The 13,965-nt window shown below is 65.8% G+C and carries 12 protein-coding genes and 2 pseudogenes; 7 read left to right on the forward strand and 7 right to left on the reverse strand.

The features are described from left to right. Positions 1–17: 17 nt before the first annotated feature. Both G3N61_RS01490 and G3N61_RS01495 read right to left on the reverse strand, forming a co-directional pair. Positions 18–584, reverse strand: coding sequence for a hypothetical protein (locus G3N61_RS01490; protein WP_241017500.1), 567 nt, complete (start codon positions 582–584; stop codon positions 18–20). Next, positions 584–1,729, reverse strand: coding sequence for a glycosyltransferase family 4 protein (locus G3N61_RS01495; RefSeq protein ID WP_205821218.1), 1,146 nt, complete (start codon positions 1,727–1,729; stop codon positions 584–586). The genes G3N61_RS01490 and G3N61_RS01495 overlap by 1 nt, the downstream gene beginning before the upstream one ends. A 587-nt stretch (positions 1,730–2,316) precedes the next feature. On the opposite strand from G3N61_RS01495, the gene G3N61_RS01500 reads away from it, so the two are divergent. From G3N61_RS01500 to G3N61_RS01510, 4 genes are all read left to right on the forward strand, one after another. After that, a complete protein-coding gene (locus G3N61_RS01500) occupies positions 2,317–3,621 on the forward strand; it encodes a dicarboxylate/amino acid:cation symporter (RefSeq protein ID WP_205821174.1) in 1,305 nt (434 codons plus the stop codon). Between the two features lie 57 nt (positions 3,622–3,678). Then, complete coding sequence (locus tag G3N61_RS40025; RefSeq protein ID WP_277405079.1) at positions 3,679–3,810, forward strand: hypothetical protein; 132 nt, start codon at positions 3,679–3,681, stop codon at positions 3,808–3,810. A gap of 343 nt (positions 3,811–4,153) precedes the next feature. Further along, entirely contained in the window at positions 4,154–6,088 is a 1,935-nt protein-coding gene (locus tag G3N61_RS01505) for an SMP-30/gluconolactonase/LRE family protein (protein ID WP_205821176.1), read from the forward strand. A 355-nt stretch (positions 6,089–6,443) separates the two neighbouring features. Continuing rightward, positions 6,444–7,283 carry a peptidylprolyl isomerase gene (locus tag G3N61_RS01510; protein WP_205821178.1) on the forward strand — a complete coding sequence of 280 codons (840 nt, stop codon included), beginning with the start codon at positions 6,444–6,446 and terminating at the stop codon, positions 7,281–7,283. Positions 7,284–7,308: 25 nt separating this feature from the next. Here the strand turns inward: G3N61_RS01510 and G3N61_RS01515 are convergent, their stop codons facing one another. Beyond that, positions 7,309–7,746, reverse strand: a complete 438-nt coding sequence (locus G3N61_RS01515) for a GNAT family N-acetyltransferase (RefSeq protein WP_205821180.1) — start codon at positions 7,744–7,746, stop codon at positions 7,309–7,311. Positions 7,747–7,874: 128 nt separating this feature from the next. Beyond that, positions 7,875–8,780, reverse strand: a complete 906-nt coding sequence (locus tag G3N61_RS01520) for a LysR substrate-binding domain-containing protein (protein WP_205821182.1) — start codon at positions 8,778–8,780, stop codon at positions 7,875–7,877. A 163-nt stretch (positions 8,781–8,943) separates the two neighbouring features. Between G3N61_RS01520 and G3N61_RS01525 the strand changes: the two genes are divergently transcribed. Continuing rightward, positions 8,944–9,444, forward strand: a complete 501-nt coding sequence (locus G3N61_RS01525; RefSeq protein ID WP_205821184.1) for a lipocalin-like domain-containing protein — start codon at positions 8,944–8,946, stop codon at positions 9,442–9,444. Positions 9,445–9,576: 132 nt separating this feature from the next. Here the strand turns inward: G3N61_RS01525 and G3N61_RS01530 are convergent, their stop codons facing one another. Continuing rightward, the gene (locus G3N61_RS01530) at positions 9,577–10,536 is read right to left on the reverse strand and encodes an LLM class oxidoreductase (protein ID WP_205821186.1); all 960 of its coding nucleotides are present in this window, start codon (positions 10,534–10,536) and stop codon (positions 9,577–9,579) included. A gap of 323 nt (positions 10,537–10,859) precedes the next feature. Here G3N61_RS01530 and G3N61_RS01535 point away from each other — a divergent pair. Beyond that, positions 10,860–11,150, forward strand: a pseudogene (locus G3N61_RS01535) (LysR substrate-binding domain-containing protein); the annotation flags it as partial. 29 nt (positions 11,151–11,179) lie between these two features. On the opposite strand, the pseudogene G3N61_RS40185 reads toward G3N61_RS01535, so the two are convergent. Together G3N61_RS40185 and G3N61_RS01540 are read right to left on the reverse strand one after the other, a co-directional pair. Further along, positions 11,180–11,317 (reverse strand): annotated as a pseudogene (locus G3N61_RS40185) (GNAT family N-acetyltransferase); the annotation flags it as partial. Positions 11,318–11,396: 79 nt separating this feature from the next. Next, on the reverse strand, positions 11,397–12,353 hold the full coding sequence (locus G3N61_RS01540; RefSeq protein ID WP_089454005.1) for a hypothetical protein: 957 nt from the start codon (positions 12,351–12,353) through the stop codon (positions 11,397–11,399). A 308-nt stretch (positions 12,354–12,661) separates the two neighbouring features. Between G3N61_RS01540 and G3N61_RS01545 the strand changes: the two genes are divergently transcribed. Next, positions 12,662–13,954 carry an MASE1 domain-containing protein gene (locus tag G3N61_RS01545; RefSeq protein WP_089454004.1) on the forward strand — a complete coding sequence of 431 codons (1,293 nt, stop codon included), beginning with the start codon at positions 12,662–12,664 and terminating at the stop codon, positions 13,952–13,954. Positions 13,955–13,965: the final 11 nt, after the last annotated feature.

The raw sequence follows: 13,965 nt of genomic DNA on the forward strand, positions 1-13,965 counted from the left end.
CTCGCGAGGTCGGGGAATTAGGCGGCTTTGCGGAAAATCCGCAGGGTCTTGAAGTCGCCGACTTCGACGAAATCGGCATTCGCCGCCCATTGCTCGATGATCGGCTCGGCCTGCCGGTACGCCGACGAGCCCTTGTAGAACAGCAGGTGACCTTCGCGTGCGGTATGGCGTGCGAACAGGTTGAGCACGTCGGCGTCGGTCTTCGCACCGTAGAGGCTGTTCTTCTCGTTGCGGAATTCGCACAGATGGAACAGCGTGACGACGTCGAACGCCGGCAGCAGGTCGGAATTGCTCGTATAGATGTCGCCGAAATAGGCCAGATAGGTCTTGCTGACCTCCGGTAGCCGCGTGACGAGATCGACGTACGACTTGTATTCCTTCGGCGACGCCGTGACGCCGAAGACGGTGTTGTTCAGATGCGGCCGCGCGCATTCGAGGCCGACATGATGGTGGCCGCCGGTGCCGAAGTGATAGATGCGGATGCCGTTGAGGCGAACGGATTCCAGCCATTCGATGAAGTGCACGTCGCACGGGCACTCCCGCGTGCGCAGGTCCCAGTATTTCTTCCAGATGTTCATTGCCATTAAACCGACCTCAAGGATGTTGCTCGACGATAGGGGTTGTGTCGAATCGATTTCTGATAAACGGACAGCGTCGCGTCGACGAATCGTTCGAACGAGAACTCGCGCTTGCCCTTCAGCCGCGCGCTGCGTCCCATCGCGCGCACGCACCCGGGTTCGCGCACGATCGCGCGCAGGATTGCCTCGATTGCCTCGGGCTCGCGCGGCGGAACCACCCAGCCGTCCACGCCCGGTTCGACGTTCTCGGGCAGTCCCCCCACCCGCGTGACGATCGCGGGGCAGCCGAGCGCCATCGCTTCGCGGCACGCGTACGACAGGCTCTCGTAGTACGACAGCACGAACGACACGTCGACGATCGAGAACGGCGTCCGTACGTCGTCGACGCGGCCGGTGAAAGCGGTGCGCGCGGCCATGCGGTGGTGCGCGACCTGTTCGCGTTGCTCGCCGGACGGCTCCGAGCCGACCAGCAGCACGCGAAACCGCTCGCGCTCGTGTTCGGGCAAGCGGCCCAGCGCCGCGATCAGGTCCATCCAGCCTTTTTCCGGCGCGGTGCCGGCGCTGCTGCCCAGCACGATCGCGTCCGCGGCGGACGGCCCGAAGAGTGCGATCTTGCGGCGGCGAATTTCGTCACCGGCCAGCCGTTCGGCGGCCTGCCGGCGCACGCCGTGCTTGACGACCGTGACGTTTCCATACGGCGACTGGAGCGCCAGCATGCCCGCCACGTAATCGCTGACCGCGATGGTGTGGTCGGTGGCCAGCCGGGCGCGCAGCACGTTGCCGAAGCTGTCGGCGCGATAGGTGTTGTGCTTGGTGAGCACCACCGCGGGCCGATACCGGCAGCCGAGCAGCGCGAGCATCACCTGCCGGTGATCGGCGGCCCCATTGACATGGATGACGTCGAAGCGCTCGGCGACGATCCGCTGGCGCAGCCGGACGATTTCCTGGCACAACCGGTTCCAGCGCGGCTTGAATTCCATGTCGAAGATGGCCACGTCGGGACTGTCCTTCAACAGTCGCGACAGGCGGCTGCCTTCCGGCGACGCGACGGTCACGCGATGATGCCGGCTCATCGCGGCAGCGAGATCGCGGACGTAGGTGTCCTGGCCGCCGCCGTAGTCGCCGTGGAAGTTGGTGTACAGAATGTTCATCACGATGCCGCCTTTCCTCGCTCATTCATTGAGCAGGACTGCTTATAAAATGAATGCCTCAACCCGTTGAAAGCCATGACTCGAACCCGGTTCCGTGTTGCCGATGCGGGCGGGCGCATCGACGCCCGGGCGTGGCGGCAATGCGAATCGTTTCCAAATATTACAGAAGCATTACGTGCCGTAGTGTCAAGGTCTGCGCATCTTTGTGAGGATGTGTCGCGATCGCTTGCGGTGTCGTCACGTGGTGCGACGCCGCCGGGGAGGCGGGGGAAGTCCGGCGACGCGTGACCCGTGGCGGCCCTGGCGCGAACGACGATAGGGCGCGATTACCCTCCAGGTCGCGCAGGAAGCGGGCTGGATCGCGACAAAACCCGCCTTTTCGACGACATCCGGACGCAGATCAACCTGACTGACTTTCAGATTTGAAAGCCGGGGGGCCATTTGCGTTAGAATGCCCCCCCTTGTCCGCCATGGCGACCGCCAACGGCGGACTTGTCGCACCCAGAGAGACGTGGGTTTCGATTCGTAGCCGGGCGCGAAAGATGTGCCAGCCGTTAGCAACATAAGCTTTGTGATTTGGATTACTAATGAAGAAGAAGCACAACATCACCAAGTACATCGTTGTCGCGATGATTCTTGGTATCGCAGTGGGTTACGCCTGTCATAGCGCGTTTCCCGACCCGAACATGGCGAAGGAGGTCGCCGGCTACGTGTCGTTGCTGTCCGACGTGTTCCTGCGCCTGATCAAGATGATCATCGCGCCGCTGGTATTCGCGACACTGACCGTCGGCATTGCGCAGATGGGCGACGGCAGCGCGGTGGGCCGCGTCGGCGTCAAGGCGTTCGGCTGGTTCTTCATCGCATCGTTCACGTCGTTGCTGCTCGGCCTGCTGACCGCAACGATCCTGCAACCGGGCAGCCATCTGAGCCTGCCGCTGCCGGCGTCCGATGCGTCCCTCGGCCTGAAGACGGGCGCGTTCACGCTGAAGGACTTCGTGGTCCACCTGGTGCCGAAGTCGATCGCGGAAGCGATGGCGAACAACGAAATCCTGCAGATCGTCGTCTTCTCGATCTTCTTCGGGACCGCGCTGTCCGCGCTCGGCGAATCGGGCAAGCGCCTGACCGGCGTGATCGACGATCTCGCGCAGGTGATGCTGAAGGTGACGGGCGCCGTGATGTGGTTCGCGCCGGTCGCGGTGTTCGCGGCGCTGGCGTCGACGATCACGACCCAGGGGCTCGGCATCCTGCTCACGTTCGCGAAGTTCATGGCGAGCTTCTATCTGGCACTGGCGCTGCTGTGGGGCGTGCTGACGCTCGCCGGCGTGATTTTCCTCGGCAAGCGGGCATTCACGCTGATCCGGCTGATTCGCGAGCCGTTCCTGCTGTCGTTCGCGACGGCGAGCTCGGAGGCCGCCTATCCGAAGCTGCTGGACGCGCTCGACCGCTTCGGCGTGAACCGCAAGATCTCGAGCTTCGTGCTGCCGATCGGCTATTCGTTCAACCTCGACGGCTCGATGATGTACTGCACGTTCGCGGTGCTGTTCATCTCGCAGGTGTACGGCATCCATTTGCCGCTGGGCACGCAGATCACGATGCTGCTGATGCTGATGGTCACGTCGAAGGGGATGGCGGGCGTGCCGCGCGCGTCGCTGGTCGTGATCGCGGCGACGCTCAACCAGTTCAACATGCCGGAAGCCGGGTTGCTGCTGATCATGGGCGTCGACATGTTCCTCGACATGGGGCGCTCGGCCACCAACGCGGTCGGCAACTCGATCGCGGCGGCCGTGGTCGCGAAGTGGGAAGGGCAGCTCGACGATCCGCGCGACGATGACGATTCGGGCAACGGACGCGCCATGAAGGTGAAGGTGCCGGAAACCTCGGCATCGGCATGATGCACGGCAGTGCGGCAGCGCAGCGATAGTGGCGCGTTGCCTGCCCTTTGAGCATGGATGATCGCCGGCCTGGATTCGATACGGATTCAGGCCGGCGATTTTGTTTGGTGCCGTGATTTCGCCTTGAATGCGGTGGTTTTGCCCGATTCCCTGAAACCGGCATTCGCCGTTTCAATCGATCGTCGTTGAACGCGCGGCGATATTCCCGCAGGCACGAGCCTGATTTTTCCCCTCCCGATTCGACGTGTAAGTGACCATTCACTGTCGCGCCGGCGCACGCGCCGTCAGCGTGGATGGGCGCGACCGGCAATGCAATCGAAGCCGAACCGGTGAAAAGCGCAACCGCGCGTGCAATCCGCAATTTTTTTCGATTTATATAACGCTATTCTCGCGCTGCGCATTATCGAACGCATGCTGCACGTAATACCGACTGCGCCGGATGATTCAGGGGAAGAATTTACGCATCGCGGTTTTCAAGCCATCCGGCCGGCCTTTCAGGTGAAGGTTCGCACCATTCAGGAGAGCATCCGTCATGGTCGCCAGACAACGGTTTCAGGCTGCGCTTCTCGCCGCAGCGATCGCCGCGATTACCCCTTCCGTTCACGCACGCAACACCACCGACTGGCTGGCGAACACGTACGGCACGCTTGCGGCCCACGTCGGCAACGTCGCGCGCGCGATGTGGGTCGCGCCGGAAGGCGTGATCTATACGGCGTCGATGTGGGACGAGGATGAAGGCGGTGTCGCGATCTACCAGAACGGCAAGAGCGCCGGCTCGATCGGCACGCACTCGGAGTTCCAGGGCAGCGCGATCACGGGCAACGCGACCTCGCTGTTCGTCGCGCTGCAGCCCGGCAAGACCTACGGCAGCGGCGCGGTGGGGCGCTACAACCGCGCGACGAAGTATCGCGACCGCGTCATCCAGGTCAGCGCGGCGACCAACCAGCCGCGCATCGACGTCGTCACCGGGCTCGCGACGGCCGGCTCGCTGCTCTATGCGAGCGACTTCTACGGCAATCGCGTGCGCGTGTTCACCACCGACGGCGTGTGGCAGCGGGACATCGGCGTATCGGCGCCGGGCGCGCTCGCGGTGGACGCGGCGGGCAACGTGTGGGTCGCGCAGAAGAGCGCCGGCTCGATCGTCGGCTTCAGCCCGACCGGCGCGCTGCTGAACACGATCCGGATGCCGGCCGGATCACAGCCGTCGGCGCTGGTTTTCGATGCGGCGGCCGGGCAGCTGCTGGTGGGCGACGAAGGCCCCGACCAGAACATCAAGCGCTATACGGTGGCGGGCCGGCCCGCGCTGGCCGGCACGTTCGGCGTGCGCGGCGGCTATCTCGACACGACCACGGGCATCAAGGGGCAGGTCGGTGCGCAGCGCTTCACGCGCATCGTCGGGATCGGCAAGGACACCGGCGGCAATCTCTATGTGCTCAACAATCCGTGGGGCGGCAGCTGGGATCTCGGCCGCAACGGCGCGACCGACATTCATGCGTACAGCAGCACCGGCAGCCTGCGGTGGACGCTGCAGTCGCTGAACTTCGAAGGGGTCGCCGCGCCGGACCCGGTCACCGACGGTGCACTGTTCTACGGCGCCACGCACGTGTACGGCGGCAGCGCGGGCGGCACGTTCGTTGCGAACACGGTCGATCCGTTCACGTATCCGTCCGATCCGCGCATCAACATGAGCGACACGCAGCGCGACGAGCATTTCGGGCTGCTCACGTCGGTCGGCGCGAACCGGATCCTCGTCGCGGCCGGCCAGAACCCACCGATTTTCTACTTCTTCCACTTCAACGCGGCGAACGGCTACATCGCGATCCCGGACGGCTCGATTCCGGGCCCCGCGTTCAACACGACGCGGCGTGTGACGAGCGGCTTCAGCATCGACAGCAAGGGCGGCGTGTGGGCCGGCCTCGACAAGACCGGCACGATTACCCACTATCCGCTGACCGGCTTCGACGCGAGCGGCAAGCCGTCGTGGGGGCCGGGCGTCGCGACTCGCGTGCCCGACAGCATCCAGCCGCTCACGCGCATCGTCTATCTCGCGGACAGCGACACGATGGTGCTCGCGCAGGGCGCCATCGGGAGCAACGACTGGACGTCGATCGGCACGCGCATCGAGGTGTATCACGGCTGGAGCGCGGGCAATACGACGAAGCCCGACCCGGTGATCACGCTGCCGCACAGCGGCGCGAAATCGATCGACGCGGTGGGCAACCATCTGTTCGTCGGCTACTGGTTCAGCAGCAGCGGGCCGCTGTGGCCGAACGTCGACGCGTTCAACCTCACCACCGGCAATCTCGACACCACGCTGGTCAACGCGAGCCCGGCAACCGTCGATACCAGCAGCGCGATCGATGCGATGTACAGCATCCGCGCATACCGCCGATCGAACGGCGAGTACGTGGTGATGAAGAACAACGTGAAAGGGAACAGCATCACCGTGTACCGGTGGACGCCCTGACTTCGATGAGGCGCGCGCGGCCGCCTCGACCTCGGTCGGCGGCCGGGCTCGCGCAGCCATGATGTGATTCACCGCGATTTCGCGGGATTTCCATCGCGTTTCCACAGAATTTCCACATCTCGCGTTCGTAATGACCGGCGTGCGCAATGCGCGCTTCACCGCCCGCCGGGCGGCTGTCCCCAACCACACGACGCGAAAAATCGCTTCCGGGCACAATGACAGCGGCACCGGCAGGCACTGCGCGTGCCCATGACGATGAACCGAATCGACTGGATGGTTGCACCGGCGCTTTGCCGCGCCGGAGCATGTGCGCGGCCGCCCCATGCCGCGTTTTTTGAGCCGAAGTGACGAAACGATGAAGATGAAAACCACACCGAACCGCCTGTTGCTGATCGCTGCGCTGGCTGGCGCGCTGAGCGGTACCGCTCACGCAGAGACGGCGGCGACCACGGCGACCGTTGCGACGGTCAACGGCACGCCGATCATGCAGGCGGACGTCGATACGTTGCTGCGCGCGTCCGGGCAACCCGACTCGCCGCAGATCCGCCAGGCGATCAAGAATCAGCTGATCACGCGCGTGCTGATTCAGCAGGCGGCCGAGAAGGCGAACTATGCCGACAAGCCCGAGGTCAAGGCGGCGGTGCAGCAGGCGAAAGTGAATGCCGAAGTGCAGCTTTACCTGCGCGACAACGTGAAGCCCGAGCCGGTGACCGACGAGCAGGTCAAGGCGCGCTACGACGAGCTCGTGGCCGCGCTCGGCAAGAACGAATACAAGCCGCGCCTGATCGTCGTCCAGGATCCGATGACGGCCGCGACGGTGCTGAGCGAACTGAAGGCGGGCAAGTCGTTCGACGGGCTGGCGCGCCAGTACAGCATGGCGCCGAGCCGCGATACCGGCGGCGAGCTGCCGTGGGTGAGCTTCAACACGCCGGCGACGGAAGGCAAGACGTCCGGCTTGCCGCTGCCGGTCGCGCAGGCGCTCGAGAAACTGAAGGTCGGCGCCGCGACGAACGATTCGATTCCGGTCGATGGCGTGCGGGCGATCGTGAAGCTGGATGCGAAGCGGCCGACGCAGGTGCCGGGCTTCGCGACCGCGAAGCCGGGGCTTCAGCAGCAATTGCAGGCGGCCGCCGTGGAGAAGGCGAGTGCGCAGATGATCGGCAACTTGCTGAAGGACGCGAAGATCACGCAGTAATGCGGCGGCGTCGACACGCCGGACGTCACGCGCGCCAGATCATGCTCGCGCTCGTGTCGGTTTCCGATTCGCTGTGGAAACCGAGCCGTTCGTAGAGCCGCCGCGCCGGGTTGCCGTGCAGCACGCTGAGCGACACGGGCACGTGCGCGTGTGCTGCGTCGTTCAGTAATGCGTTGAGCACGGCTTCGCCGATGCCCCGGCCCTGGTGCGCGGGGAGGATCTGGATCTGGTGAACGTGCCACTCATCGGTGGCGCGTGTCACCTTCAGCAAGCCGATTGCTTCGTCGCCTTCGCAGACGATCATCGCATCGTCGAAATTCGCGCGGATGCGCCGGTCGTGCGCTTCGTCATCGGTTGGCATTCCAGCGCGCTGCAGGTGCTCGGTCATCGTGAGCCGGCGCAGGTTCAACAGGAACGGCAGGTCGGCGGCAGACGCCGGGCGCAGGCGGATTGCGTGTGTCATCGGGCGGACTCGTTCGTTCGGGAATTCGGGATCGTCGACGGGAAGGTCGCCCCCGCAGCGAATCATTCCCGATGACGGGCAGCCGGTCAAAGGGCACCGCGCCCAATCCGGCGCGCATCCGTGGCCGATCATCCGGCGTGCCGGCCGGGCACCTTGTGCGCATCCGCGAGATTGGCGATCAGCGTATCGACCACCACGCGTTTCAGGCTCGCGAGCGCGGAACGCGCATCGCCTCCACCCGCATGAAGGCACACGTCGACCGACGGCAGCGGCGGCAGGCCGTCGCGCTCGCCGAGCTGCCGCAGCGTCGGCGGCACCCCTACCATCGTTCTTGCCGTAATGCCCAGCCCGCCCGCGACGCCGGCCCACAGGCTTTGCAGGCTGCCGGTCGTGTAAGCGAGCCGCCACGGGATCCCGGCGGTGTCGAGCGCATCGGTGCCGGCCTTGCGGAACAGGCACGGCGGTTTGTACAGCGCGAGATCCAGCGGCGCGCCGGCGCGCGGACGCACGTCGATGCCATGCGGCCCGATCCACGCCATCGGCAGCGTGACCAGGTGTTCCGCGTCGGCGCGATGCCCGCGGCCCATCGCGAGCACGATGTCGAGTTCGCCGCCATCGAGCCGGTCGAGCAACGCGCCGTTGCCGTCGACGACGATGTCGACGCGCACGCCCGGGTGCGTGCGCTTGAACTGGCCGAGCGCGACGGGCAGCCACGATTCGGCGAAGTCGCCGGGCAGCCCGAATCGCACGGCCCCCTCGATCGCCGCGCCGCGAATCGCACCGACCGCCTCGTCGTTCAGTTCGAGAATGCGGCGCGCATAGGACAGCATCAGTTCGCCGGCTTCGGTCGGCACGAGGCCGCGCCCCTGTCGGCGAAACAGTGGCTGACCGATCTGCGTTTCGAGCTTGCGCATCTGCTGGCTGACCGCCGATTGCGATCGGCCGATCCGGTCGGCGGCGCGGTTGAGGCTGCCGAGCCGATCCGCGGCGATCAGCGTGCGCAGCGCATCCATGTCGAGATTCGGAAACGTCATGATTCGGTTTTTCTTATAGATCGATTTCGAATTATCGTATTTATTGCACATTCCCGTCGCTACCATCAAGTGAACCGGTCGTTCCGGTTCACGGGGATGCGCGCGATACGCGGCTGCGGATGCCTGTGAGGTGGGCTTCCCTTCTTTCCGACAAGGACTGTGAATGAACATCCACTCGATATTCCGCCAGGGCCTTCCCGGCATGCTGCTGGCCGCATCGATGATTCCCGGCGACGCATCGGCCGCGCCGTCGCTCGCGGGGACGTGGACGCTGGTCGCGGCGGACGTACAACATCCCGACGGCACGGTCGGCCGCGACTATGGTGCCGATCCGAAGGGGCTGCTGCTGATCGACATGCACGGGAACTATTCGCTGCAGATCTTCAGGTCGGAACGCCCGCGCTTCGCGTCGAACGACAAGGCGACCGGCACGCCGGACGAATTCCGTGACGCCGTGCTCGGTTCGAGTACCCACTATGGCAAGCTGACCGTCGATCCGGCGAACCACTCGCTGGCGTTTCACATCAGCAATGCGTCGTACCCGAACTGGATCGGGCAAACGCAGACGCGAAGCTATCAATTGAAGGATGGTGAGTTGAGCTACCGCGTGCCGCCGCGTGCCAACGGCGACATACCGATCTCGGTGTGGCGGCGAGTGGATTGAATCGGGAGCAGGTTCGACGCAGGTGGCATGCGGGCGCGATCGCAGCCGGCCCGCCAGGTGGCGGGTCGCCGGCATTGACCGATTACCGGCGCCGGCCGGGGTTGATTGCCGTGCTGGCCGGCGCGCGCCCGATTACCACGCCGTCGTGATCGCTGGCGGCCCGTCATGCGACGGAAAGTGCGGCAGGACTTCCTCGGCCAGTTCCTGGATGATTTCCGCCGCGGGCCGTTGCGAGAACTGGATACCCAGCGCGACATGATTCACACCCACCTCGCGCCATTCGTTCAGCAGTGCGATGAGCCCGTTGCGGCCGGTCCGCAGGATGAACCCGCCATGCAACGGCGTGCGCGGGTGATCGGGATCGTCCACGAGGTCGATCCATTCGTTGGTCATGTGCGGCCGGAATCCACCGTCGGGAATCAGTGCGCGCCACGCGCGGATTTTTTCCGCGAGTCGCAGCGGGCCGGCGCCGGTGTGCGAATCGCCGGGATAGGTCAGCCAGCCGTCCGCGTGCTCGGCGATCCACGTGAGCGGCTGGCCCGATGCGCCGGTGACGATCAGCGGTACCGCGCCGATGGTGGCCTTCGGGAGCAGCTCCGCACCATTGAAGCTGCCGAGCGGTGATTCGATCGTCAGGTTTCCTGCCCGCATCAGTTTTCGGAAATAGGCGACTGCGTGCGCGAACCGTTCGCCGCGCGACGCATGCGCGAGCCCGTAGGCGGGAAACTCGATGGGCCGGTCGCCGGACGCGATGCCCATGACGAGACGGCCGCCCGACAACTGGTCGATGGTGGCCGCACTCTTGGCCAGGTCGATCGGATGGCGCAGCGAAAAGATCGCGCTGCCGGTGGCGAGCGCAATGCGCGTGGTTCGGGCGGCGAGGAAGGACAGGTACGTGAACGGGTCGAAGACCTGCCCCGCATCGCCGAACGACGGGTCGAACAGCGGCACGTCGCGTACCCAGACGGCGGCAAAGCCGCGGCGGTCGATGTCCGCAACGAGGTCGGCCTGCCCGGTCAGGACGCGCATGTCGCCGCGGTAGGCGCGTAGCGGCAGGAAGATGCCGAGGGTCAGCTGGTCCGCGGCGAACATGCGCCGATAACCGGGGTGGGCGGAAAAAGCCGGATTCGACGCTCCGGCAGGCGCTTGCGAGGCATTCATGGCAGGCGTGGTCAGTAACGGTGTGGCGGTTCGGGACGAGCGAGTCCTTGCGCGCGGTCGCTGCGTTGAAGCTGTCGGGCGACCTGCCGGCGCAGGGATCGAATATCGCGGTTTCGATGCAGGCAGACTAAATCTGATGGCGCGTGTGATTCGTGTGCGCTTCCAGCATGTTCGGCTACACGTCTCGATGGAAAAAGCGATAATTTCTGCCCGATGAGTTTAGGCGAGCTAAATCAAGTGACCGCTGTTCCTCCGTTTGGTTGGCCGCGCATGGTGCGGCGGCCGACCTGCGGGCCGCGCGTGGCTCGGCCTTCGAGGACGACTTCCTGCTGATTCGCGCCGCGGAAGCCGGGCAGGGCCTGGCGCTGGTGCCGGAGCAATACGCCCGTGACGAAATTGCCGAGGGGCGGCTCGAGCAGGTGCTGGATCTCCCCTGGCCCGCGCGGTTCGCCTACTGCGCGGTCACGCGACCCGGTGCCACGCAACGGCCGGAAGTGCAGGCATTCATGGACTGGATCGACGAGGAGTCGGCCGACGACGCGTGAAGGGCGCCGGCCGGTACGCTGCGGCCGTGGATGCGGCGGTCGTGCGCTGCATCGCCGGTCGGCGCGCCGACCCGCTGCAGGTGCTCGTTCATCGTGAGCCGGCGAAGCGTCCGCAGGAATGGCAGGCCGGCGGTAGACGCCGGGCGCAGGCGGATTGCGTGTGCCATCGCGCGAACTCGTTCATTCGGGAAGGTCGACGCGAAGGGCGAACCCCGCAGCGGATCCGTTCCGAAGGCGGGAAGGCGGTCAAAGCCCCGGCAACTGAATCTGCAAGCCGGCTGGGCGATGTTCGAGGACATCCGTGACTTCGTATTCGGTTTTTGCTCCGTCCGAGGTTTGCCACTGCTGCATTCGGACATTGCAGACGAGCACGTCGCCCTTGCTGAAGCTGATCTGACTGTTGTTCACGCGCGACAGGAAGCCGGCGTCCGTGATCGCCGCGTGAATCGTCGACGTGCCGTCGTACAGCCGCCACTTGTTGTCGTCCTTGAACGCGAGCGACACGATCGAGAACGCCATCTTGCGATGCTCGTCGAGGATGAGCGAGTCGGCGGGCTCGGGTGCGTGAAACCACGCGATTTCGCAGCGGTCGACCGTTTCGAATATCTCCGTATCGGTGCCGGCCGCAAACATCACGATGCCGTCGCGCGCGAGCGGCGCAAGCACCTGCGCGGTGGCGTGGCGAACGCCGACGTCGCGCAACAGGGTGAGGACGGGCAGGTCGATTTCGAGTGCGTCGCCGTCGACGTGCAGGATGGCGGTGTGTTCCTGCATCTGCACCTGCCGGATCTCGCGCCCGCGCAGCCATTTGAGGACGGCGAAGAGCCCCTTTCTCGCCCTGGGTGCGGCGATGCCGAGCGCGGTCAGGATCGTGACCGCATTGGCGAGCGCCGTGCCTTCGTTGCCGCTCAGCATGTCGCGCATGCGGCCGAGCAGCGAAGTCGCGAGCGTGAAGTCGATGCCGAAGCTGCCGGTCTTGAAGCTGCCGCGCACATTCACTTGCGGCCGAACCTGATTGCCGCACAGCGCGCGGGTCGACGCGTCGAGCAGATCCCCGATGGCAAGCAGCGCGGGCGCGAGTTCGCGCACGTCCATCTCGGACGATTCGAGCGCGGGCCCGTCGTACGTGACGCGGAATCGGCTCATGGCGTCGAGGGGGCCGGGATCGGCCGGGCCGGTACGGTTTTCATGGCGAGCGGTCATGTGGAAAGTTGGCTGATGACGTGGACGATACCCGAAGCGCATGCTTTCGGATGCCTTTCATGTTAGGGGCGAACCACCGGCCGCGGGCGATTTTGGCCGTCCGGCCAAGGCGACGCTCGGACGCGTCCCGGCCGTACCCGGCACACACCGAACTTTTCCGATACTTGCCCGGTCACAACCGCCAGCTTGCGGGCGCGCCGGCACCCACAATGCGCTTCCGGCCCCGGTATTCCCCGGCCCGCCCCGTCCGCATATCATTCGCACATCGCGCACCTGCCGATCGCAGGCGCAGCACACAGGGATTCTCGATGGACACCAAACGATCGCGGCCGGGCCTCGTCGCCGCGCTGCTCTGGGCGGCGCTGTATCTCGCGACCGGCTACATTTCGCACCAGTTCAACGGCCCCGTCCGGCTGACGGGCTACATCTGGCTGCCGGCCGGCGTGACGGTCGGCGCATTCATGCTGCGGCCGATGCGCGAATGGCTGACGCTGGCCGGCGCGTTCCTGGTCGGGCAGCTCGCGCTGACCGGGATCGAACACGGCAGCCTGGTCAACGCGGTGCTGTTCACGGTCGACGAGGTCGGCGCGGCCGCGCTTGCGGTGTGGCTCGTCCAGCGCGTGCGCTTCTCGCTCGAAGGGCTGTATTTCCTGCGCTCGGTGATCCTCGCCGGCTTGATCGCGGGCGTGGTCGGCGCGATCGGCGGCGCGGCGTGGTACACGGTGGTCAAGGGCGCGCCGTTCTTCGACGTGTGGTCGGTGTGGGCCGCGTCCGACTTCGTCGGCGTGCTGCTGGTCACGCCGGTGCTCGCGTCATGGTCGCGCTTTCGCGCGCACCGCTCGGGCGACCATGAGCGCTTCGACCTCGTGCTCGGCCTGGTTTCGTTCGTGCTGCTCGCGATCGTCGCGCTCGTGATCTTCGACGGCGACACGTCGCAGAAATTCGGCACGGGCGCCGGCTTCGCGCTGACGTATATCCCGCTGTTCCTCACGGTCGCGGTGACGCTGCTGCTCGGCGGCCGCGCGGGCTCGTCGTCGGTGCTGGTGCTCGCGCTGATCGTGATCGAGCAGACCGCGCAGGGCGACGGCCCGTTCGCGTCGTTTCACGAGCACTACGGCAGTGCGCTGCTCGAGGCGCAGCTTTATCTGGCGGTCGCGTCGCTGCTGGTGCTGACGGTGAGCACATTGAAGACGACGCGCGAACGCGTGCACGAGCATGCGGCGGTCCTGCAGAACAACATGGAGCTCGCGCTCGCGAGCGCCGGCCAGATCGCCTACGTGCTCGATCCGGAATCGGGGCGGATCGAGTGGAGCGGCGACGTCGAGCGCGTGTTCGGCGTCGGCGTCGATGCGGCACAGATCGCGAGTGTGCCGGGCGTGCTCGAACGCGTGCAGCCGGGCGACCGCGATGCGCTGCGCGACTACTGGAATGCGGAGATCGCCGGCGAGGATCGCGCGTCGCTGTCGCTGCGTATCGTGCAGCGCGACGGCGGCACGCAGACGATCACCGATCACGGCGCGCCGCTGCTCGATTCGAATGTCGACGTGACGGTGGTGGCGGGCGTCTGGCAGATCGAGCGCGTGTGGCCGGCGGACGAATGAGCGGAGACGCG

The organism is Burkholderia sp. Ac-20349 (assembly GCF_017104865.1).
In the GTDB taxonomy this organism is placed as follows: domain Bacteria; phylum Pseudomonadota; class Gammaproteobacteria; order Burkholderiales; family Burkholderiaceae; genus Burkholderia; species Burkholderia aenigmatica.

Bases quoted from the DNA above. Each gene is read 5' to 3' on its own strand.
- G3N61_RS01490 (WP_241017500.1), bottom strand. From the start codon at position 584: ATGGCAATGAACATCTGGAAGAAATACTGGGACCTGCGCACGCGGGAG.
- G3N61_RS01495 (WP_205821218.1), bottom strand. From the start codon at position 1,729: ATGAACATTCTGTACACCAACTTCCACGGCGACTACGGCGGCGGCCAG.
- G3N61_RS01500 (WP_205821174.1), top strand. From the start codon at position 2,317: ATGAAGAAGAAGCACAACATCACCAAGTACATCGTTGTCGCGATGATT.
- G3N61_RS40025 (WP_277405079.1), top strand. From the start codon at position 3,679: ATGATCGCCGGCCTGGATTCGATACGGATTCAGGCCGGCGATTTTGTT.
- G3N61_RS01505 (WP_205821176.1), top strand. From the start codon at position 4,154: ATGGTCGCCAGACAACGGTTTCAGGCTGCGCTTCTCGCCGCAGCGATC.
- G3N61_RS01510 (WP_205821178.1), top strand. From the start codon at position 6,444: ATGAAGATGAAAACCACACCGAACCGCCTGTTGCTGATCGCTGCGCTG.
- G3N61_RS01515 (WP_205821180.1), bottom strand. From the start codon at position 7,746: ATGACACACGCAATCCGCCTGCGCCCGGCGTCTGCCGCCGACCTGCCG.
- G3N61_RS01520 (WP_205821182.1), bottom strand. From the start codon at position 8,780: ATGACGTTTCCGAATCTCGACATGGATGCGCTGCGCACGCTGATCGCC.
- G3N61_RS01525 (WP_205821184.1), top strand. From the start codon at position 8,944: ATGAACATCCACTCGATATTCCGCCAGGGCCTTCCCGGCATGCTGCTG.
- G3N61_RS01530 (WP_205821186.1), bottom strand. From the start codon at position 10,536: ATGTTCGCCGCGGACCAGCTGACCCTCGGCATCTTCCTGCCGCTACGC.
- G3N61_RS01540 (WP_089454005.1), bottom strand. From the start codon at position 12,353: ATGACCGCTCGCCATGAAAACCGTACCGGCCCGGCCGATCCCGGCCCC.
- G3N61_RS01545 (WP_089454004.1), top strand. From the start codon at position 12,662: ATGGACACCAAACGATCGCGGCCGGGCCTCGTCGCCGCGCTGCTCTGG.